The organism is Vibrio sabulosilitoris (assembly GCF_055391395.1).
Genome location: NZ_AP029599.1, coordinates 1,903,516 through 1,924,768, shown reverse-complemented (window position 1 = coordinate 1,924,768; position 21,253 = coordinate 1,903,516). Strand labels below are relative to the sequence as shown.

Sequence of the window (21,253 nt, the reverse complement as noted above, 5' to 3'; positions counted from 1 at the left end):
CCTCGTTTTTTATTTGTAACTGCCGCAGTATACAGAAAAAAATCCTCTTTTGGATGGGGAAAGAGGCGAGAGTCGAGAAGCGAGAGGCGAGATGTCGAAAATTTCACCTCCAGTATTTCAACTTTCATTCCTCATAAGGTGCCAAAGCTTAGCTTTAAAGTTCCGATTACTTGGATCAAACACCGTACCCCAAAAGGCCGCTTTAGATAAAAACCAAGAAGCGAGTGGCCAACAACCTCGCCTCTCGAATCTCGCCTCTCGATTCTGTATTGGGTATACTCCCCACTCCGCTCCCAACACCGTTCAAAAAACATGTACACTCTGCGCCCCTATCAAGCCGATTCCGTTAAGGCTGTTATTCACTATTTTCGTCAGCATCAGACGCCAGCGGTGATCGTGTTGCCGACAGGGGCGGGAAAGAGCTTGGTGATTGCCGAGTTGGCGCGTCTTGCCAATGGCAAAGTGTTGGTACTGGCGCATGTTAAAGAGCTGGTAGAGCAAAACCATGCGAAATATGAAGGCTATGGCTTAACTGGTGCGATTTATTCGGCGGGGCTTGGGCGTAAGGAGACCGATGAGCAAGTTGTGTTTGCTTCGGTGCAGTCGGTGGTGCGCAACCTCGATGATTTTACCCAGCCTTTTTCACTATTGATTATTGATGAGTGTCACCGCGTTCCTGACAACAGGGACAGTGGCTACCAAAAGGTGATCAGCCATCTCAAAACACTCAACCCTGGCATTAAGGTGCTAGGATTGACCGCCACTCCTTATCGCCTTGGCATGGGCTGGATTTACCAGTATCACACGCGAGGGCTAGTGCGCAGTGAAGAGCCACGCTTTTTCCGCGATTGTATTTTTGAGCTGCCAATCCGCTATCTGCTCGATGAGGGGTTTCTTACCCCTGCGAAGGTGATTGACGCGCCAGTGCTCAGCTACGATTTCTCGCAGCTTAAGCCTGCGACGACCGGGCGCTATAAAGAGTCGGAGTTGGACCTCGTCATTGAACGCTCTAAACGCGCCACCCCACAAATCGTGCAACAGGTGATCGAGCAAGCAAAATCTCGCCTTGGAGTAATGATCTTTGCCGCGACGGTACGCCATGCGCAAGAAATTCACTCTCTACTTCCCGAGCACCAATCAGCCATAGTGATTGGTGACACACCGACACCTGAGCGCGATGACATCATTCAACGTTTCAAACAGCGCGAGGTAAAGTATCTGGTGAATGTGTCGGTATTAACCACCGGTTTTGACGCGCCCCATGTTGACCTGATTGCCATTCTTCGCCCAACTGAATCGGTCAGTCTCTACCAGCAGATTGTTGGGCGTGGCCTGCGACTTTCCGATGGTAAGAGCGAATGCTTGGTGCTGGATTACGCGGGCAATAGCTACGATCTCTATCAGCCTGAGGTGGGTGACCCTAAGCCCGACTCCGACAGCGAGATCATTACTATCCCATGCCCAGCTTGCGGCTTTAACAATAATTTCTGGGGTAAGCTCGACAGTAATGGCTTTTTACTTGAGCACTTTGGTCGGCGCTGTCAGGGTTATTTTACCGACGAAGACACCGGGGAACGTGAGCACTGCGGCTACCGCTTTCGCGCCAAATATTGTGGTGAGTGTGGCGCAGACAATGATATTGCTGCACGCATCTGTCACGAGTGCGACGCAACATTGGTTGATCCGGATAAAAAGCTCAAGGAAGCGCTCGACCTTAAAGACGCTCTAGTGTTCGAGTGCCTGAACATGTCTCTGAGCGTACACAAGGACCAAGCGGGTAAATCGAGCCTTAAGGTGACCTATCAAGGCGAGAACCAGGCACAAGTACACGAGTTTTGGTCGCTTAACACCCAAAAACAAAAGCAGACCTTTGCCAAGCAATTTGTTAGGCCGCACCTGGCAGACAAACACAAACCATATAACGCCCTGACCGCCAAGCAGGCCTCGGATAATCAACATCGTTTTCGCCCGCCACAGTTTGTTATCGCGCGAAAATCGGGGCGTTTTTGGTCACTTAGAGATAAAGTGTTTGCGGATGAGCTAAATTAGCGGATTTATTGCTAATTTACTATTGCTCGACTCTAACAACAATGCTAGTATCCGCGCTCGCTTTCACAGTAATGCGTTACTGAGTTAGCTATACTACATCGACAAGGTCGCATTGTTGATGTGTCAATTTAATTTACTAATTTGAGAGTAAATACTATGAAATTTGAAGCAGTAGTACGTACTGAACTAGGTAAAGGTGCGAGCCGCCGCCTACGTCACGCTGGCCAATTCCCAGCAATCGTTTACGGTGGTGAAGCAGCACCTGTTTCTATCGCTCTAAACCACGACGACGTGATCAACCAAATGGACAAGCCTGAATTCTACGAAGCAATCACTCTAGTGATCGGCGGCGAAGAAGTTAAGGTTAAGCCACAAGACGTTCAACGTCACGCGTTCAAGCCAAAAGTTGAGCACATGGACTTCATCCGCATCTAATTCCCTACCAAGGAATTAATCGGATTAAATCCAGCCTTTTGCATATAAAGATTATCGGCTTTACCAACCGAGACATCTAAAAAATTCGAGACCCCAGAGACTTACCACCTCTGGGGTTTCACCGTTTTGGCCGCTTGAAAAGCTCTACCTCTCCCCAAGTCACAGTTTCATCATTCACACATCGACTCTCCCTCAGAGCATGAGATCAATCACAACTATAATCAGGTGATTAGTGCAGACTATTTTTTAACCATGGTATTGACCTGAGGTGCTATGCCCACCCCCCGGACCGCGACATCGATATCAACTTTGCAAGATGGTTCTCGTCATCGGCGCTTTTCAGGTGAGAGTAAAAAAATGTCTTGGAAGACGACTTAGCGGCGCATGACGCCGCCTATCAAATTCCGACCCCTACTCTCACTCTGCAAGGAGGCCGCTATGACGACCAATCTGATCAGAAATATTGCCATTGTGGGCCAATCAGGCACAGGTAAAACCACGCTGGTGGAAAAGTTACTTCACACCAGTGGCACGACTCATCATCTAGGCAGCGTCGACAACGGTGACACCGTCACAGACTTCGACTCCCAATCGATCCATTACCATCACAGTATCGAGGCGACACCGGTTACCCTTAAATGGCGTGAGCACCGCCTTAATTTGATCGATACCCCAGGACAAAATGAGCTGATTGGCCGCTCAATCAGTGTCTTTCCAGCGGTTGAAACCATTGCGCTGGTCGTTGACACCCAAACCCCTATCAGCCAATTATCACAGCAACTGGTTGAAATTGGCCGAGCTCAGCAGAAGTGTCAAATGGTGATCATCAACAAGATTGACCTCTCTCCAGAGCGGTGTAGCCAAGTCCTTGATGAACTCAACCTATTGTTTGAAGGCCGTTGCCTGCCCATCAACCTACCCAACAACAGTGGCACCAAAGTGGTGGACTGCTATCAAGAGAGTACCGAGTATGAAGAGACACAGATTAGCTCTGTCGCCGAGGCACATGACCAACTACTAGATCAAGTGGTAGAAGAAGATGATGAGTTAATGGAGGCCTACCTAGAGGGCGACACCGAGATCACCAGTGCGCAGTTACACGATACGTTTGAAGTTGCCATGTGTAACGATCACTTGGTGCCTGTGTGTTTTGTCTCCTGTGAAAACAACGCCGGTCTTGAGCTGCTCCTTGATGTGTTTGCCAAACTTATGCCTACCCCTGCAGAAGGTAACAAGCCTCTACTCGAAAAACAGGGCAAAGCGATTGCGATTGATCCTGATGAGCTAGGCCACGGCATTGCGCACGTGTTTAAGGTCAGTAATGACCCTTATCTAGGTAAGCTTGCTTATTTGAGAGTATTTCAAGGCGATCTGCACCTTGGTAGTCAACTGTTTGTTGGCGAAACGAATAAATCCTTCAAAGTCACGCACCTGTATCAATTACAAGGCAATACTCGCACCGAGATCAGCAAGGCGATGCCGGGCGATTACTGTGTGATCGCCAAAGTTGACGGACTGGATTTTGATACTATCGTACACGACTCGCACGACGAAGATGAGCTCTGTCTTCATCCCCTATCCATGCCGACCCCGATGTACAGCTTGCGAATTCAACCTGAAAAACGCGGTGATGAACAGAAGCTATCAGATACGCTACACAAGATCGTCAGTGAAGATCCATCGCTGAAGATTGAGCAGCGAACTCGCAGCAATGAAACCATACTTTGCGGACTGGGTGAGTTTCATCTCCAGATTGCTCTGGAGAAAATGCGTCAGGTCTACAACCTAAATATCACCACTTCTGACCCGAGTATTGAGTACTTTGAGACCATAACTCAAGAAGCAGAAGGCCATTACCGGCATAAAAAGCAGAGTGGTGGCGCGGGGCAGTTTGGCGAAGTACAACTTAAGATCCGCCCTCTCGAGCGCGGTGCTGGCGTCAAATTTATCAATAAAGTGGTAGGCGGGGCCATACCGACCGCTTTGATCCCAGCCGTTGAAAAAGGCATTTACCAAGCGGTGGGTGAAGGTGCTATCTCAGGTAACCCGATTCAAGATATAGAGGTCACTGTCTACGATGGCAAATTCCACTCGGTGGACTCTAAGGAGATTGCCTTTGTCATTGCTGGCAAAAAAGCACTACTCGATGCCATCAGCAAAGCCAACCCGATCGTTCTCGAGCCGATTGTCCAGATCCAGGTCAACATTCCAACCGAATGTGTTGGCGATATTTCAGGTGATCTGTCCAGCCGCCGCGGCTTGATTGAGGGAACGCAAACCTCAAATATGGGCTACTCTTTCCTTTCTGCAAAAGCCCCTATGGTCGAGCTACAAGACTATGCGACTCGACTGCGCTCGATGACCAGCGGACAGGGCACCTTTAGCTTTAGTCATAGCCACTATGAGCCAGCGCCAAGTACACTGCAAAAACAGGTCTGCACTCAAACCGTGTGATCTCTCACTGACCCTTCCCTCACATTGGTTGGGGGAAGGTTTTACGCATCTTAGCGACTCAAGTTTCGATCAAACAGATAGCGTACAGCGGATAGCATTTGTTTCTCTTTTGACGCCCACACGGGTTAGCATAATGCTACTCTCCTCCCACAATGAGAAAAAAATCAGGCATAGCTACACACTCAAAGGTAAGGTAAAAACGTGAGGGTAAATTGGTGATGCTGGCAAAATAGTGTTTGGCTTGGGATGGATGCCGCTAAACCAATTTGAATATAGACTTGACACTACAGCAGTAGAAAGTGGCTTGGAAGTGCGGGAAGCTTGAGGACTTGAAAAAGTGCGATGGGAGAGGAATGCCTTATCAGCTAAGGCGATCCCCCAAATTATCAATCACTAGACGATAGCAAAAGTAGCGACGATTGCTGCTAGTGCAAATAGACATGTGCGGCTGATTACTCCTAGGTTTGAATGTACGATCATCTCTTGGTGTTGCATAGGCGTCTCCTCTCTATGAATCTTTAATAATTATCTTTGTTACGCTTCAATTACAATATGATGAATTTTCACTTTAAGTGCAATACATATAAAGATTAAATTATTATTACAGGGGCGAAATCACATACATTTCCGTGATCTCTCTCACAAACGCACCTCAGCCTGTTCATTTTCTGTTCAGCACAAGCCAATCTTCCTCACTGTCAGTGACAGGGTAGCGACACAAAAGGTGAGCAGTTCACTCACCTTTTGTTTGTGTCTTGATTAATGGTCAGGCTTCAAACCAACCAATTACTGCAACCACTTCTTACGTCTGAACACCGCTAGAATTGACATCAGTGTCATCACTAAAAGAGACGAAGAACCACCACTAGATGAGTTACTGTCATCACTACCGTCACCACCATTATTGTCATCACCCTCAAACTGAATGACAACAACTGCAGGGTCGTGATCAGAAGAGCGGTATGGGTCAGCAAATTTCATAAAATCGCCGCTGTAACGACTGTCGTACTCAAATAGCGTTGACTCTACTGCATTGATTGGCCAAACCTTGGCATCGATAACAAACTCTTGTAACTCAGCATCCACTAACACGTAGTCCAGAGTGCCTACCTCATCATTGTAAGAGTAGCTGTAAGTATGCGGCATCAACTCTTCAACAATATCGATGTAACCGTACGACTGTTCAATCAGTGCACCATTGTCACCATGAAGCAGTGTACCAGTGTTTTCATTGCCACCTAGGTAGGTATTACGCGCAGCACGGATTTGATAACCATCAGCAGCTTTATCACGGTTGGTCAGTACCATCATTGGGTCTTCCATGCCGTAACTGTTGAGATCACCCATCAAGATTTTATAACCGTCGACTTTAGCCAGCTCTTCAGCGAGGTGGTAAGCTGCAGAGACACGGAAATTCTCACAGCTTCCTTGCAGATTAGGATCTTGACCATCTTGCTCGTGGTCATCTTCCCAACAGCTCGAGCCTTTCGACTTAAAGTGGTTGGTCGAAATCACCAATGGCTGCTCTGATTTGGCATGCGCAAATGAAGCAGTAAAAGCATCGCGCTGATACGCGCGCTTGTAGCTGCCATCTTCCAGTTCAACGTGCTGTTGAGGCATGTCGATAACAAACACGTCGAGCAGTTCAACTTGACTTGGGCGATAGATGATCTTGTTGGTGATCGCATCAGTGCCAACCCAACCGTTACTATCTAGGTCCGCTGGCACTGCCATCGCATACTGCTTATCTGCAGACATCTCGTCGTTGAGCGCGCTTAGCAACACCTCAATTGCAGAGTTGGTGTCAAAGCCATTATTCTCAATCTCAATCAAACCGAAGATGTCCGCATCAATCGCTTTCATCGAAGCGATGATTTTTTGTAGCTGCATCTCATAATCTTCTGAGCTTTCTGCCCCTCGGTTCTGCTCAAGCGGATTGCCAGTGCCACTACCGAAGTAGGAAGTGAAGAAGTTCTCAACGTTAAAGCTTGATACGACCAAGTCGCCCTCAAGCATCTCCGTTGTTGTCGGACGATCGTTGTTTTCAAACGTTTCGGCCGTGGCTTCATTCATCACGTACAAACGATATTCACTAAACGAGTAACCCAATACGCCCTCAAAACCAACATCATTCAGTGTCGCGCCAACTCGGATATAATCATCTGTGGTGCCTGTCCCGTTATCTTGGCCAAAATCTGAGTACCAAGGCACAACACCATCTGGTGCCTTAGCAAAAGACTCTACCCACAAACGGCGATCTTCATTACTTTCACTCTGGGCTTTCGCTTCAGCGCTTTCTGGTACATTAAACTGATTCGGGTGATAGTTCACACCAGCATGGCTGAGTACCATATTGTTACGTCTTGGCGCGTAATCGAAACTGAAGGTGCGTGCGACGTGCATGTCCGTTTCGTCATTAACTCGAACCAACATACCCTCGTAACGCTCAAGGGTCATCTCGAATGATTCGTCGCTATCCATGGCAACGATGGTCGTTGGCTCAAGCGAAATACCCTCTCGACCGGTCTTTTCGATGTGCAGTGCTGGAATGCGTGTCCAGTAATAGTGCTCTTCAACATGGCCAATCACCGTCACTTCATCACCAACACTTAGGCCGAATGGGCTTCCTGCAACGAAAATACCATCAGAAGTAGCTGGATTACCGTCACCATGTTCATCTTGGATAAAGAAGCCGACGGGTAGATCGCTACCTAGAGAAGCAGTTTGAATTGCAGTGACAATACCGGTTACTTCAAATACTTCATCAGACTTGAACTTGTACTCAGGTGGATTGGTATATGGAGAGTAAGGCCCGTCACCCTGCAGCTGCATAATAGTGGCTGGGATGCCCTCTGGAGGCTCTGGGGTAGCCCCTTCCGGGTCGATATTCCCTAAATCGGAGTAATAGTCAGAGTCGTCACGAGAGATGGTAAGCCACTGATCTTCATCCCATGTATCTGTTGGACTGTAGACTAGGCGGCGTTTGGTTACATTTTTTGCAAAGTAGGCACAGTCACCACTACCCTGCCCTAATTGGTCCCAACCAAACATATCAACAACTTGACCACTTTTGATCAGTCGAATCGCGTCATTACCATTAAAGTTAGTTAGGTTTGTATTAAACGCATCATCGAGTAAATCTTTAAACGCTTGATCATTACTACTTTGGTTGTGACCAATAACAAAAGTGGTCATCGGCTCTAATGTCACGTGCCCCAAATCATAGTCATGTGTCCAGTCTGCCGCACAGTTAGTATTCACTTGAAGACTGTAGTCTGACAGGGTCACTTGACTATCACCCACATTAGCGACTTCGATAGCTTTATGATAGCCAAAACCTTCTACGACTTCTGAAATAATAATGTTTGCATTTGCTTTTCCCGTTACCAGTAATGGCATTAGGAGTGCAAGTGTTGTTTTCTTCATTTTAATATCCATATTTATAAACACACTTAATACAAAGTTATTAAGCGATAGTATTAAACCTTATCTTCCCGACCTTTACTATATAAACGCTTAACCAAACTGAAACCTAGCTTACATGTAATCCATTACATGGACTATACCAGAGCAGCAACCAGTAGAGCCCCCAAATTTATCCTATTACATTCAATAACTTAACTATTAACTCAGTGGCCTCTTACTTTAAAAAATCATCTAACTTTAATAATTTTCAATAATATTCTAGTCGGCACAAAAAAGCTCCCATTAGGGAAATTTTGAATTTTTCAAATAATTAGAGCAACACAAAGTTAATCTCACAGCAACAAGTAAAGGGTTACCACCGCGACTACTCGTTATGTTACCTTGAGGAACAACTCGATATTTTGATGCTTCATTGCTTGCGCTTTATCACCAAATTGAACAACACATATTTGCCCGCTAAGTGGTTAGGTCATCATATGCGCGTATTTTGGTTATAACCCGGTTATACCTTGATTATTTCGCACGGGTATTCCTAGCTCTTCGATCTATAACGATCCATCTCTATACAACAGTGGTGACTAGAGCTAACATGCTACCCTTACAAAAGGCACCACATCGTTCAGTAAAAGGACAGTTCATGGAAATTGAACTACTCGAAATCCAGAGTTTCTTATCTAGCCACCACCCATTCGACGAACTTCCAGAAGAGATCATGCAGCACGTGACTCAGAACGTCGAGATCTCTTACTTCCGTGCTGACTCGCCAATCATTCACTTGGGTGACCCGATCCACGACCTGTATGTGGTAAGAAGCGGCGTGGTTGAGGTTTATCGGCGCAAAGGAGAGCTCTACAACCGTCTTGATGAGGGTGATATGTTTGGTCAGATGGGGCTTTTGACTAACAATAAGGTGCGCTTTCCGGCTAAGGCGATTGAAGATACGCTGGTTTATTGTATCCCAGAAGCAATTTTTCAACAGCTCTATGATGAGTTTGATACCTTCGCTGATTTTGTTGAAATCTCAGATAAGGTGCGACTGCGTAACGCAGTCTCTACGTCTAATGAGCAAAACGACCTCACCACAGTAAAAGTGCGCTCTCTTCTCAGTGGCGATGTCCACACGATCAACAAGGATGAGACGATTCAAGCCGCCGCCATCATCATGGCTGAGCAATCGGTATCCTCTCTTTTGGTGATGAACCCGGAAGTTCTCGAAGACGATGAAGATGATCAGCAAGCCATGATTGGCATTGTGACCGACCGTGATCTATGTACACGAGTGCTTGCAACCGGACTCGATCCTCAAGAAAAGCTAGAGAAGGTTGTCACCAGTGAGGTGATATCGCTTGATCACAACGCCTATGTCTACGAAGCCATGCTAACCATGCTGCGTTATAACGTCCACCACCTGCCAGTGATGAAAAATCGCGAACCGATTGGGGTCATTGAGACCACCGATATCGTTCACTACGAGTCGCAGAACTCTCTGTTGCTGGTGAGCAGCATATTCCAGCAACAAACCATTGAAGACCTTGTTGCTATCTCAGAGCAAGTCAAAGATAGTTTCGTGCGCTTGGTCAACGAAGACGCTAACTCTCACATGGTCGGCAGCGCAATGTCAGTGATTGGGCGCTCATTTAAGCAGCGTATAATTGAACTGGCAGAAGAGGAATTCGGTGAGCCTCCTGTCCCCTACTGCTTCTTGGCGCTCGGATCGATGGGGCGTGATGAGCAGTTGATCGTCACTGACCAAGATAATGCGATCATCCTCGATGACAGTTACGATGCCAAACTGCACGGTGCCTATTTTGCCAAATTTGCCAATTACGTTTGCGAGGCATTGGATAAGTGTGGCTATAGCTATTGCACTGGTGAAATCATGGCGAGCAACCCGATGTGGCGTATGACACGTAAACAATGGGAGGAGTGCTTTGCGGACTGGATCGATGACCCAAATCCTAAAGCGCTTCTTAACGCGTCGATTTTCTTTGACCTTGACGGCGTCTATGGGCGACTCAAATGGGCAGAGCAGCTCAATGGCTTTATCCTGCGTCGCGCGCGCAAGAATAATCGCTTTTTAGCCTGCCTTGCGCGCAATGCCCTCAACCGAACGCCGCCTTTAGGTTTTTTCCAGAGTTTTGTGATGGAAAAAGATGGTCAGCATCGTAACTCGATCAACCTTAAGCGCCGTGGTACAGCACCATTGGCAGACCTGATTCGCGTGCACGCTCTCGCCGTTGGATCACGAGCAAAAAATTCCTTTGAGCGATTGGACGATATTATCGATGCTAATATCCTGCCTAAAGGTCGCGCCAAAGACTTACGTGATGCGATGGAGTTTATCTGTATGGTACGAATCCGCCACCAAGCGCTCGATGTCGAGGGAGGGATCGAGCCTGATAATAATATTGAGCCAGATAATTTGTCAGACTTCGAGAGACGCAACCTCAAGGATGCCTTCCAGATCCTGAGCAACGCACAGAATTTCCTTAAGTTCCGCTATCAAGCCAGCAATCACTTTAGATGAGACGCCCCCGATGATATCAAGACTAATCGAAGCTCCGGCGATCGACTGGAACGGCAAATTTGCCCAGCGTGCGAGACGCTGCCAGCATACGGGGCTGCAATCTTTTTACCGCTCTCCACTGCCAGCAGATGACACACCAATGTGCGAGGTGAAGTTTCTTGCGATGGACTTTGAAACTACCGGACTCGACTGTAAGAATGACAGCATCATCTCGATTGGCGTCGTACCCTTCGATCTGAACCGCATCTATCTAAGTCAAGCACAAGAGTGGAAAGTTCGTCCCCAGCAAAAACTGAGTGATGATTCGGTGGTTATCCACGGCATTACCCACTCTGATCTGATTGACGCACCCGATTTTGAGGATGTGATTGACGAGGTACTTTCACAGATGCAGGGCTTTGTGCCTGTGGTGCATTATCACCGTATTGAGCGTGACTTTCTCGACCATGAGTTTCGCCGCCGCTATAACGAAGGGGTCGAGTTCCCGCTAATAGACACGATGGCGATTGAATCTTCGATACAACAGAGAAAGAACGGTAATCTTTTCAAGCGCTTATTAGGTAAACACCCTGAGTCAGTGCGTCTAGCAAATTCACGAGAGCGCTACGGCCTGCCGCAATACTCCCCCCACCATGCGTTAACCGATGCGATTGCCACGGCTGAGCTGTTACAGGCGCAAATTCATCACAACCAGTGGCACCAAGACCGCCTTAAAGACTTTTGGATCTAAAAATAGAGACACCCGCGTGGAGTTTATTTGAGTTCTAGCTAATCAATACTATATCTACTTTAGGGGTTAGTTATTGTAAGTACTCAAATTTTCATTGCTGCGGGAGTCTTTATGAAAGGGATCATATTCACCGAATTTTTAGAGCTGGTAGAGCGCGAGTTCGGTTTAGAGGTTGTTGACCAAATCCTCGACCTCTCCGAGGATGAGGGTATCTACACCGCTGTTGGCAGCTACGACCATCGACTGCTGGTTAAGTTGATTGTCAATTTGAGTAAAACCACCGAAATCCCTGCAGATAAATTGCAGGAAGTGTTTGGTGAGACTGTGTTTATCAACTTGCTCGCCACCTTGCCTGACCAAGCCGCTTTGCAAGACTGTAGTCATTGCTTCGAATTCGTCCGTCATGTGGAAGAGTACATTCACGTAGAGGTGAAAAAGCTTTACCCGGATGCGCAACCACCCACCTTCGAGTTTATCTCTGAAACCGAAACTGAATTGGTGTTCGATTATAAGAGCGCGCGCTGTATGGCGCATGTCTGCCTTGGGCTACTTAAAGGGTGTGCCAATCACTTTGAGCAGCAAATCGATGTCGCGATGTGGGCACAAAATGAACAAGGCAGCGATGTTCGCTTTACGGTCACAACCGCTTAGCACGGGCTGAACGCGCGGCATTGGAGAAGTTGAAGGTGTCCCATTGAGCTCTGACAACAAGCCACCAATTTCACCCAGAGCACTCGAGCGAAAGCTTGTGCGGGAGAATGCTGCGCGTAAGCAAGCTGAGCAACTACTGGAAGAAAAAAGCCTCGATCTCTATTACGCTAATCAAAAATTGGAAGTCGCCCTCACCCAGCTGGAGAAAGCCTCGGCTGAGAATATCGTCAAACTCGAATTTCAGCAGCAGATTGACTCGCTGCTGATCTACTTTGGTCAAGCGTTCCTAAATCATCACCTTGATGATGTGCTGATCTCTAATCTCGTCGCGCGCATCACCGAGATGCCCACTGTCGCCAACGTCTACATCGGTCTCAATGACCATCTCCTGCCCAGTCTGCAAAAGCCCTTTTATGGTAAACAGGACCTGGCGAAGGACTTTACTAAAACACACTGGCAAGACGATTGTTTCTTTATGCTGCTTAAAGCTCAGCGCAAGATCATCGGTCGGTTGGTGATTAAGCTAGATGAGACTGAGCTGGAGTCGGACTTCGTCCAACGGTCATTTCAACTGATTGGCGATCTGCTCAGTGGTGCGGTCAATCGTCAGTTAATTATCGTGACCAATATCGAATCGCGCAAAAAGGCCGAACAATCTGAGCAAGCAACGCGCGATTTCGTCGCCATGATCAACCACGAACTGCGTACACCACTCAATGGCCTGCTCGGTAGCTCAGAATTACTCCAGCAAACAACGCTTGACGAGCAGCAACTTGAGCTAGTCAACAATCTGGCTCAGTCGGGAGAGTTCTTACGTGTAATCATCAATGATCTGCTTGATTTCAGTAAAATCAATGCAGGCATGTTTGAGCTGATCCCCAGCGAGTTCGAGTTTGAGACCTTGTTCAAGACACTCAACAGTATTTTCGAGCCTAAGGCGCAAGAGAAATCTCTCATATTTAGCATCATCCAAGACACCAAATTACCAAAGGTGGTGCTGGGAGACTTAGAAAGGATCACGCAAATCTTCGTTAATCTCATCGGCAACGCCATCAAATTTACTGACTCGGGCTCGGTCAGTGTGCGTTTTTTCTGGTCACCCGAGGTATTGAACTTTGAGGTCGAGGACACAGGCATTGGGATCGATGAGCAAGCAAGGGCCAAACTCTTTCAGCCCTTTACCCAGGCAGATCGCTCAAGTAAGCGCAACTTTGAGGGCACCGGTTTAGGACTTGCTATCTGTCATCAGCTAATCGAGCTGATGGGGGGCGATGTCGACCTCACCAGCGAAGTTGGTGTGGGTACGCGTTTTTTTGGCACTATCCCGCTCAAACTTGTCAGTCAAACCGAGTCCTCAGCGCCTAAAGCTCCCGAGGAAGCGGCCGCAGTGATCCCTGAAAATCTGTCGTTGCTGGTGGTTGAAGATATCAAAATGAATCAGCTGATCATTAATAAGATGCTCGAGAAAATTGGCATCTGTGCCGATATTAAAGACAACGGCGTCGAGGCAGTTGAGGCGGTAAAAAACAAACAGTATGACCTGATCTTTATGGATTGTCGCATGCCAATCATGGATGGTTTCGAGGCCACCAGCAAGATTCGCGAGCTTGGTTTTCAGCGTCCGATTGTCGCCCTCACAGCCAGTACCACCGCTGCTGAGCGCGAGCTGTGTATCGAATCCGGCATGAACGATATTTTGACTAAGCCTTATCGAGCAGAAGAGATATCGGGCGCTCTCGCAAAATGGTTGAGTTAATTTCTCAAAATGAGAAACACCCCATGGTTGGGCTAGATTAAATTTCTCAATTTGAGAAAAATACGGCTAGACTTACCTAAATTTATGTATTTAAAGAGAAAAATAAGTTGGCACACTAGATGCTTTGTAGAAACCATCGGACACGTTATTAGGAGATAACACCATGGAACTACATACAACTGCTCTAAACGACAATGTACTTTCTCTTGCGATTTTGGGTGACTTTGACGCTTCTGGGAGCAAACAAGCCCAAGTTTGCATCGACAAGCTATTACAAGATGACGCACACCGAGAAATAGAGATCGACCTGCAACATGTCAACTTTCTAGATTCATCGGGCATTGGTGCGATTGTTTATTTCTACAAGCGTTTGGTTGAAGCCGAGCGTGAGATGCGAATCGAGAATGTCCATGGTCAGCCGCTCAAAATGATGGAGTTGCTGCGCATCGGTCAGGCGATTCCTCTCAACAAAAGAGTAGCCCAGAATTCATCGGTACAAGGAGAACTGTTTGTTGCACACTAAAAACCAGACTCCTTGGCCCAGACAAAATAACCATAAAAGAATGCCGTCGCAAGGAGCATTACGTCATGAAGTTAGTCAACATCAGCACTGTGGTGGTCGCAACCGTGTCACTTATCCTAGCGGCAGGTTGCACCAGCTACCCTGAAGAGGGCAATGGCGGTTTGGGTGAATACACCGCTGTGTCTGATTTTTCTCCAGTTCTTCCCGACGAACCGCTAGGCCCTGAGCATGGCCTGCGCTTTGACTTTCACCTGACTAAGTTGCAACTCGACGCCTTGATCCAACAGGGAGCAGAGTGGTGCTTTCCCGCCAGTGTCGTCCAAGCCAAGACCAAAGAAAACCGGATTGCCCGTGAGCTCGAGGGACAGTTGTTCATTGATGCCGCCAACGACATCATCATTCAGCGCAAGAACCTATCTCTGTTAGAACGTCGGCTTGATTACGTCACCGATCACGCCGAGTGTGTTCCCCCTGAGCAAAACTTGGCTTTTCAAAGCGAAGTCGCTGTTATTAATCAGTTAGTTGCACTGCTAAACGTCGACAATCAATTCGCGGTTGATTCGATTGAAATCAATCCAAAATACATGGGAAACTTGGCCGAATCTGCCAATATTCTTAAGCAATATCAATACTTAAACTTGACTGTCACAGGTCATGCCGATGCAACCGGCTCGGCTGAATATAACGATAAACTGGCCATGGGACGCGCCCAACAAGTAGGTCGTTACTTAACAATATTTGGTCTGTCACCCAACCGAATTCAAACCGTCTCTGTGGGTGAAACCCTACCCCTGTTTGAGGGCGATACACCCGGAGTCCGCCTGACCAACCGCCGAGTCAGTGTTGATGTTATCTCGACTCGCTCACAGGGGGGTGGCTATGAGAAGCGCTAGGTTGTGGTTGTTGCTTGCCTGCTTGCTTACTTCCTTGCTTAGTCCGCTCGCGGGCTTGGCAAGCCCAGTACAAATTGGCGACCTTATCCAGATAAATTTACCTGGTGAGTCAACGCTCAATCAGGGCTTTCAGGTGGATAAATCCGGGCGGATCAACCTACCCGAAGTGGGCTTAACCTATGTTGCTGGCTACGACGATGAGCAGCTTGAGCGAGTGATCACCGACGCTCTGAGTGGTGCTTTTCGCGACTTATCCAATCTGCGTGTGTTCGTCTCTGAGCGACAAATTCTTATCTCAGTACAAGGTTATGTCCGCTCTCCTGGAGAATACACCCTGGCAGAGAGTTCGACAGTGCAGATGGTACTCTATGCAGCCGGAGGCCTACGCCCCGGGGCACAACTGGACAAACTGCAACTAAAGCGAGGGGCTGAAACCACCGAGTTCAACTACAAGCTATTTTTAGATACTGGCGATAGTGATGCGCTTCCCACCCTGCGCTCGCTCGACGCGATTTTTGTCCCCGCCTCTCCCCTAGTCGGCAATATCGAACAAGAGTTTGATGCCGCCAAACTTGCTAATGCGGGTGACAGTGCCGATGCCCGGATGGCGATTAAGGTTTTTGGCGAGGTCAATGCACCGGGCTCATTTAGCTATAAACCGAACACCGACTTGGTCGACATCCTGATGCGCTCCGGTGGTGTAACCCGCTACGCAAGCGTTGAGCAAATTCGCGTGATCTCGGATAACACGCCGACCCTTTTTAACCTCAAGCAATACCTTGATACAGGCGACGCTTCACTGCTGCCGACTATCGCTCCGGGAGCGACTGTATTCGTCCCCAAAACAGAGGAAGAAATCAAAGCGGGAGCCAACACAGTTTATGTCATGGGTGAAGTCGCCGCGCCGGGTGCCTTTGAAGGCAACAAAGGGGCAACCTTTATGGATATCCTCGCCAATGCAGGCGGTCCAACTCGATTTGCCGAGTCACGACAAATTCGGGTGCTCAAGTCGAGTGGCGAGGTCATACGCTTTGATTTGACCGCCTATACCGAGGGATTAAATGGCCTGAAACCACCCAATATTCAGCCTGGCGACGCGATTTTTGTGCCGGAAAAGACTGATATGAACGAGAAGTCCTGGCTCAAGATCTCGCCTGATCGCGCGGTGAATGTCATGGGTGAGGTGGTAAGACCGGGAAGAATTGAGTGGTCGAGCGAAATGGATCTCATGGACCTGCTCGCGCATGTAGGTGGACCCACCCTGCGCGCTGATACTACACGTCTTGAGATTGCCACCGGCAAGGGTCCGGTGGTGGTGTTTGATCTCGATGCCTACATCAAAAATGGTGCGCGCCGCAGTGAACTCCCCGAGGTCATCGCCGGTACAATCGTTCGTGTCCATGACTTACCACAAGATCCCTCTGACAATAAATCACAGTGGGTTCGGCAAAGCTCAGATGCCTCGATCTATGTGTTTGGCCAAGTGAATGCCCCTGGGCGCTATCGCTTTACACGCGAGATGCACCTGCTCGACATCTTAGCTGCCGCCGATGGGCCCACTAAGGATGCCGATATTCACAATATACGCGTCACCCATCGAGATGCTCCCTATAGCCGTGTGAGTAAGCTGAATCTCTCGCTCTACTTTGAGACCGGTGATGAGTCCATATTGCCGCAGGTGGTGCCGGGCGATACCATTTTTATTCCCGAAAAAGACCGAAATTGGCTAGACAACTCCAAAGAGTCCACGGTGCGCGTGCTCGGTGCCGTGCATAATCCCGGTCGCTACGTGTTTAACGATAACATGACCATTCTCGACCTTATCGCCGAAGCTGGTGGACCATCAGAGTATGCCTATCTCGAAAAAATCAGCGTGGTGAACTTATCTTGCTGCCATAATCAGGCGCGTACATTTGATCTTATCGAGTTTAGCAAGACAGCTGATTTTCGCAGTCTGCCGGTCATTAGAGCCGGTGACACTGTGTTTATTCCCAACCGCCGCGACAGCTTTGTCGAAAAAGCGCGTGACGTCCTTGATGATGTGCTGCGCCTTGCCACGGTAATTGTGCTAGTAGGAGCCTTGTAATGAGTATTACCAGTATTCATGCAGAGCTAGAGCAGGTATTTATCAAGCTGGAGCTTGCCAGTGCGCGCTCCGTGTGTGTCTCTGCAGTAAAAGGCGGCGCTGGTGCTACCAGCCTCGCATCTGCACTGGTCGAACGCTATCTGTTTGCCGGTTACAAAACACTGCTAGTCGACTTTAATCTGTTTAATCCATCGTTTAGCCCACTGCCCCTCCCGAGCCAAGGCAATGAACAACCACTGATCGTGCGCGATGAAACCAAGCAAGTGTTTTGCGGTATTGCTAGCCCCAAAGAGCGCTCGTTGCAAATGCTCTATCGCGACCCAAACAGTCTCAAACAGCGCGTCGCTCAATGGTCACAAGAGTATGACCGAATTGTGTTTGATACCTGCGCCCTAAACGATACCAGCCAGTTTACTATTCCCACCGCCTCTATCGCCCATGTAACCGATGCCACCCTGTTGGTGGTCTCTGGAGGAGAGACGACAGAAGAGGAACTCAAGGCAGCCATTGAGCAACTGCAAACCACCGATGCAAGCATTGTGGGCATCATTCTTAACCAACACAATCAATCACAACTAGCTGATGAGCTCGTGCGGGTCGCGGACAAGGCTCAGCTATTGACACCTTCATTCAAGCAGCGAATCAAAAATTGGCTGCGCCGCACGTCTTTGTTCCGACAGGCGGTCTAAGCTGATGAAGATTTGAATAAAAATCATAAAGGATTTTAGATTATGGCTTACTCATCTCTGCCCATTTTAGACCAGCAGGCGATAGACCAAATGATCAGTGATACCGGTGCTGAGGTACTTCCTTTGATCATCGATAGTTATCTACAAGAATCCGAGCAACGTTTGGCGAACATTGATAAAGCCATTGAACAATCTGATTGCAAGACGCTCGAGTTTGAGGCGCACACGCTAGGCAGTACCTCCCTAGCGCTTGGTGTTCAAGCGCTAGGCTTGTTGGCTCGCGAGATAGAACAGCGATGCATAGAAGGAGACCATGCCAAGGCGTTTGCACTGCACACTGAAGTTGGCCGCATAGCCCAACAATCGAGAAGTGCGCTCGAGACTCTCAAACAAGCACTATAACGAGCTCTACCTAAGCTGATATTTGGCTTTATCGACAAGGATGCGTTATGAGACCCAAAGTATTATTAGTTGAAGACTCCACCTCGCTGGCCATATTGTACAAACAGTATGTTAAAGATGAGCCATACGACCTTTTTCACGTTGAGACGGGGCGTGAAGCAAAGAATTTTATTGAAAACCAGAAGCCACAATTAGTGATCCTTGATCTTAAGCTCCCTGACACCTCTGGAGAAGAGATTCTGGACTGGATAGTCGATAATGAGTTCCCTGTGAGCGTCATTATCGCTACGGCGCATGGTTCGGTCGATATCGCTGTCAACCTGATCCAGAAAGGCGCCGAGGACTTCCTCGAGAAGCCGATTCAGGCTGATAGACTCAAAACCTCAGTGCAACTTCACCTCAAGCGTAAAAAGCTCGAAACCTTAGTCACTAAACTCGAGACTGAGTTTGATCGCACTAACTTTCATGGTTTTATTGGTTCAAGCCTTGGGATGCAGGCTGTGTATAAAACCATCGAATCTGCTGCCCCAACCTCTGCCAGTGTATTCGTCCATGGTGAGAGTGGTACAGGTAAGGAAGTCACCGCTGAAGCTATCCATCGTGAAAGTACTCGTGCTAACAAGCCCTTTGTCGCCATAAACTGTGGTGCTATTCCCAAAGACTTGATGGAAAGTGAGATTTTTGGTCACGTCAAAGGCGCGTTCACCGGCGCCACCAGCGATCGCAAAGGAGCCGCGATGCAAGCCAATGGCGGAACCTTGTTCCTTGATGAGTTGTGCGAGATGGAGTTGGAGATGCAGAAGAAATTGCTGCGCTTCTTACAAACAGGCACCTTCACCCCGCTTGGTGGCACTCGTGAGGTCAAAGTCGATTGTCGGATCATTTGCGCGACCAACCGTGATCCCCTTAAGGAAGTGGCCGAGGGACGCTTTCGTGAAGACTTGTACTATCGCGTTCACGTTATTCCCATTGAACTACCGCCCCTTCGTGAGCGAGGAAGTGACATTGTCACTCTGGCCACACATTTTGTTAAGCTCTATGCCAAGCAAGATGGCAAGAAATTCAAAGACCTCTCCAAGGAGGTTAAAAAACACCTGCTCAACTATCCATGGCCTGGTAATGTGCGTCAACTGCAGAACATTATGCGCAATATTGTCGTCCTCAATGATGGCGACTATGTTGAGATGACTCACCTACCACCGCCACTCAACATGCCAGCGGATACCAAGCCAAAACCTGTCGCCCAGCCAGTGAGGGTGCCAGATGTGGTTGAGGTACCGGAAGTCGAGAATAGTCAGAGTGAGTCCACCCCAGAGCCTGTACTGCAAGTACCTGTACAACCCTCTGCTCCCCAGCCGATAAAGCCGATGTGGCAAGTCGAACGCGAGACAATCCAAAATGCCATCGAGTTTTGTGATGGTAACGTGTTGAATGCTGCCGTGTTGCTCGACCTGAGCCCCTCAACTGTCTATCGTAAAAAACAGCAGTGGGAAGCGGAAGAGAGTTAACCCCGCTAGGAGAGGAACATGCACCGCAAATCGGACGGCTTAACCCCAGCGAAACACGAGGTCTGGTTACTACTCGATAGTTTAAGCTTTGGCGGGATAGAAACTCATGTGGTTGAACTTGCGCGTGGATTGTCCACCCACGGGGTAAACGTCCGAGTTGTGTTACTAAGCCAGTTCAAGCAGCCCTCCGCCATTATCGAGCGACTGAATGCGGCTGGGCTTACCTATTCATTCTTATGTCAATTGGCCAACGCCCCGAATACGCAAAGCTTTGTTAAGTTGGTGCGTCAGCTTCACCGCGCAATCACAAGATTCTCACCCTACGTGTTGCATTCTCACGGCTATAAGGCGAGCCTGATAAGTAAGCTAGCGCGCGGCAGAACTAGGCAACTCTCCACCTTTCATGCAGGAGAAACGCCCAAGGGACGCGTGCGACTCTATGATTTATTGGATAGATACACGGCCTTTCTCTCATCGCGTGTGATTTCGGTCAGTCAAGGTGTTGCCGATAAACTGCCTTGTCCGAGCGTGGTGCTCAATAATTTCATTACCGCCGAGGCAATCACACCGTCAAGCGGGGAACAAATCGCGTTTGTCGGTCGACTCAGCCATGAAAAAGGGCCTGATATCTTGCTGCAAATCGCCAAGCAGATGCCTGACTTGTCGTTCGAGATCTATGGTGATGGCCCGATGCGTGAGCAACTCGAACAACACGCTTCACCCAATTGCCATATTCATGGTTTTCAAGCAGATATGGCCGCGGTGTGGCAGCAGGTAGGCTTGTTGCTGATCACTTCGCGTTTTGAAGGGTTGCCGATGACGGCTATTGAGGCAATGGCGCGAGGCATCCCCGTGATCAGTGCGCCCGTAGGAGCGATAAACAGCTTGATTGAGCATAAGCAAAATGGCTGGATTGTCCAAGATAGCGATCAATTCCCCACTCTTATCGCCAACTGGCTGGCGGCCTCTCCTACTCACCAACAATCATTGAGGAACAAGGCACGCGAGACAGTTAGGGCGCGGTTTTCTGCCCAAGCGGTGATCCCGCAAGTCATGGCTCTTTACGCCCTCGATGTGTCCAGTCAACCGGTCCATCGCTAGAGAGCACCTGGCACCCGCACTTT

General features: G+C 48.5%; 15 protein-coding genes. 14 read left to right on the top strand and 1 reads right to left on the bottom strand.

Going from position 1 to position 21,253, the window contains the following annotated elements:
* Positions 1 to 312 precede the first annotated feature (312 nt).
* The 3 genes from ACZ5R2_RS09090 (at position 313) to fusA (ending at position 4,938) form a co-directional block, all read left to right on the top strand.
* Positions 313 to 2,049, top strand: coding sequence for a DEAD/DEAH box helicase (locus ACZ5R2_RS09090; RefSeq protein WP_464901949.1), 1,737 nt, complete (start codon positions 313 to 315; stop codon positions 2,047 to 2,049).
* Positions 2,050 to 2,205: 156 nt separating this feature from the next.
* Positions 2,206 to 2,484, top strand: coding sequence for a 50S ribosomal protein L25 (gene rplY / locus ACZ5R2_RS09085; protein WP_164648331.1), 279 nt, complete (start codon positions 2,206 to 2,208; stop codon positions 2,482 to 2,484).
* A 438-nt stretch (positions 2,485 to 2,922) separates the two neighbouring features.
* Entirely contained in the window at positions 2,923 to 4,938 is a 2,016-nt protein-coding gene (gene fusA, locus ACZ5R2_RS09080) for an elongation factor G (RefSeq protein ID WP_464901948.1), read from the top strand.
* Between the two features lie 786 nt (positions 4,939 to 5,724).
* On the opposite strand, the gene ACZ5R2_RS09075 is transcribed toward fusA, so the two are convergent.
* Positions 5,725 to 8,364 (bottom strand): ExeM/NucH family extracellular endonuclease, encoded by a 2,640-nt coding sequence (locus ACZ5R2_RS09075; protein ID WP_464901947.1) that lies wholly within the window; start codon positions 8,362 to 8,364, stop codon positions 5,725 to 5,727.
* 637 nt (positions 8,365 to 9,001) lie between these two features.
* On the opposite strand from ACZ5R2_RS09075, the gene ACZ5R2_RS09070 reads away from it, so the two are divergent.
* From ACZ5R2_RS09070 to ACZ5R2_RS09020, 11 genes are all read left to right on the top strand, one after another.
* Positions 9,002 to 10,891 carry a DUF294 nucleotidyltransferase-like domain-containing protein gene (locus ACZ5R2_RS09070; protein WP_464901946.1) on the top strand — a complete coding sequence of 630 codons (1,890 nt, stop codon included), beginning with the start codon at positions 9,002 to 9,004 and terminating at the stop codon, positions 10,889 to 10,891.
* Positions 10,892 to 10,904: 13 nt separating this feature from the next.
* Positions 10,905 to 11,621 carry a 3'-5' exonuclease gene (locus ACZ5R2_RS09065; RefSeq protein ID WP_464902345.1) on the top strand — a complete coding sequence of 239 codons (717 nt, stop codon included), beginning with the start codon at positions 10,905 to 10,907 and terminating at the stop codon, positions 11,619 to 11,621.
* 111 nt (positions 11,622 to 11,732) lie between these two features.
* The gene (locus tag ACZ5R2_RS09060) at positions 11,733 to 12,272 is read left to right on the top strand and encodes a heme NO-binding domain-containing protein (RefSeq protein WP_464901945.1); all 540 of its coding nucleotides are present in this window, start codon (positions 11,733 to 11,735) and stop codon (positions 12,270 to 12,272) included.
* 43 nt (positions 12,273 to 12,315) lie between these two features.
* Positions 12,316 to 14,028 (top strand): ATP-binding protein, encoded by a 1,713-nt coding sequence (locus tag ACZ5R2_RS09055; RefSeq protein ID WP_464901944.1) that lies wholly within the window; start codon positions 12,316 to 12,318, stop codon positions 14,026 to 14,028.
* A 163-nt stretch (positions 14,029 to 14,191) separates the two neighbouring features.
* Complete coding sequence (locus tag ACZ5R2_RS09050; protein WP_464901943.1) at positions 14,192 to 14,551, top strand: STAS domain-containing protein; 360 nt, start codon at positions 14,192 to 14,194, stop codon at positions 14,549 to 14,551.
* Positions 14,552 to 14,616: 65 nt separating this feature from the next.
* Positions 14,617 to 15,444 carry an OmpA family protein gene (locus tag ACZ5R2_RS09045; protein ID WP_464901942.1) on the top strand — a complete coding sequence of 276 codons (828 nt, stop codon included), beginning with the start codon at positions 14,617 to 14,619 and terminating at the stop codon, positions 15,442 to 15,444.
* Positions 15,431 to 17,530 carry an SLBB domain-containing protein gene (locus ACZ5R2_RS09040; RefSeq protein ID WP_464901941.1) on the top strand — a complete coding sequence of 700 codons (2,100 nt, stop codon included), beginning with the start codon at positions 15,431 to 15,433 and terminating at the stop codon, positions 17,528 to 17,530. The genes ACZ5R2_RS09045 and ACZ5R2_RS09040 overlap by 14 nt, the downstream gene beginning before the upstream one ends.
* The gene (locus ACZ5R2_RS09035; RefSeq protein ID WP_464901940.1) at positions 17,530 to 18,219 is read left to right on the top strand and encodes a P-loop NTPase family protein; all 690 of its coding nucleotides are present in this window, start codon (positions 17,530 to 17,532) and stop codon (positions 18,217 to 18,219) included. Before ACZ5R2_RS09040 ends, ACZ5R2_RS09035 begins: the two co-directional genes overlap by 1 nt.
* Positions 18,220 to 18,261: 42 nt before the next feature.
* Positions 18,262 to 18,621 (top strand): Hpt domain-containing protein, encoded by a 360-nt coding sequence (locus ACZ5R2_RS09030; protein WP_464901939.1) that lies wholly within the window; start codon positions 18,262 to 18,264, stop codon positions 18,619 to 18,621.
* Between the two features lie 47 nt (positions 18,622 to 18,668).
* Complete coding sequence (locus ACZ5R2_RS09025) at positions 18,669 to 20,129, top strand: sigma-54-dependent transcriptional regulator (RefSeq protein ID WP_464901938.1); 1,461 nt, start codon at positions 18,669 to 18,671, stop codon at positions 20,127 to 20,129.
* Positions 20,130 to 20,147: 18 nt separating this feature from the next.
* Positions 20,148 to 21,230, top strand: a complete 1,083-nt coding sequence (locus tag ACZ5R2_RS09020) for a glycosyltransferase family 4 protein (protein WP_464901937.1) — start codon at positions 20,148 to 20,150, stop codon at positions 21,228 to 21,230.
* Positions 21,231 to 21,253: the final 23 nt, after the last annotated feature.

Coding starts and splice junctions, on each gene's coding strand:
- ACZ5R2_RS09060 (WP_464901945.1), top strand. CDS start 11,733: ATGAAAGGGATCATATTCACCGAATTTTTAGAGCTGGTAGAGCGCGAG.
- ACZ5R2_RS09090 (WP_464901949.1), top strand. CDS start 313: ATGTACACTCTGCGCCCCTATCAAGCCGATTCCGTTAAGGCTGTTATT.
- ACZ5R2_RS09070 (WP_464901946.1), top strand. CDS start 9,002: ATGGAAATTGAACTACTCGAAATCCAGAGTTTCTTATCTAGCCACCAC.
- ACZ5R2_RS09050 (WP_464901943.1), top strand. CDS start 14,192: ATGGAACTACATACAACTGCTCTAAACGACAATGTACTTTCTCTTGCG.
- ACZ5R2_RS09030 (WP_464901939.1), top strand. CDS start 18,262: ATGGCTTACTCATCTCTGCCCATTTTAGACCAGCAGGCGATAGACCAA.
- rplY (WP_164648331.1), top strand. CDS start 2,206: ATGAAATTTGAAGCAGTAGTACGTACTGAACTAGGTAAAGGTGCGAGC.
- ACZ5R2_RS09075 (WP_464901947.1), bottom strand. CDS start 8,364: ATGAAGAAAACAACACTTGCACTCCTAATGCCATTACTGGTAACGGGA.
- fusA (WP_464901948.1), top strand. CDS start 2,923: ATGACGACCAATCTGATCAGAAATATTGCCATTGTGGGCCAATCAGGC.
- ACZ5R2_RS09035 (WP_464901940.1), top strand. CDS start 17,530: ATGAGTATTACCAGTATTCATGCAGAGCTAGAGCAGGTATTTATCAAG.
- ACZ5R2_RS09020 (WP_464901937.1), top strand. CDS start 20,148: ATGCACCGCAAATCGGACGGCTTAACCCCAGCGAAACACGAGGTCTGG.
- ACZ5R2_RS09025 (WP_464901938.1), top strand. CDS start 18,669: ATGAGACCCAAAGTATTATTAGTTGAAGACTCCACCTCGCTGGCCATA.
- ACZ5R2_RS09045 (WP_464901942.1), top strand. CDS start 14,617: ATGAAGTTAGTCAACATCAGCACTGTGGTGGTCGCAACCGTGTCACTT.
- ACZ5R2_RS09040 (WP_464901941.1), top strand. CDS start 15,431: ATGAGAAGCGCTAGGTTGTGGTTGTTGCTTGCCTGCTTGCTTACTTCC.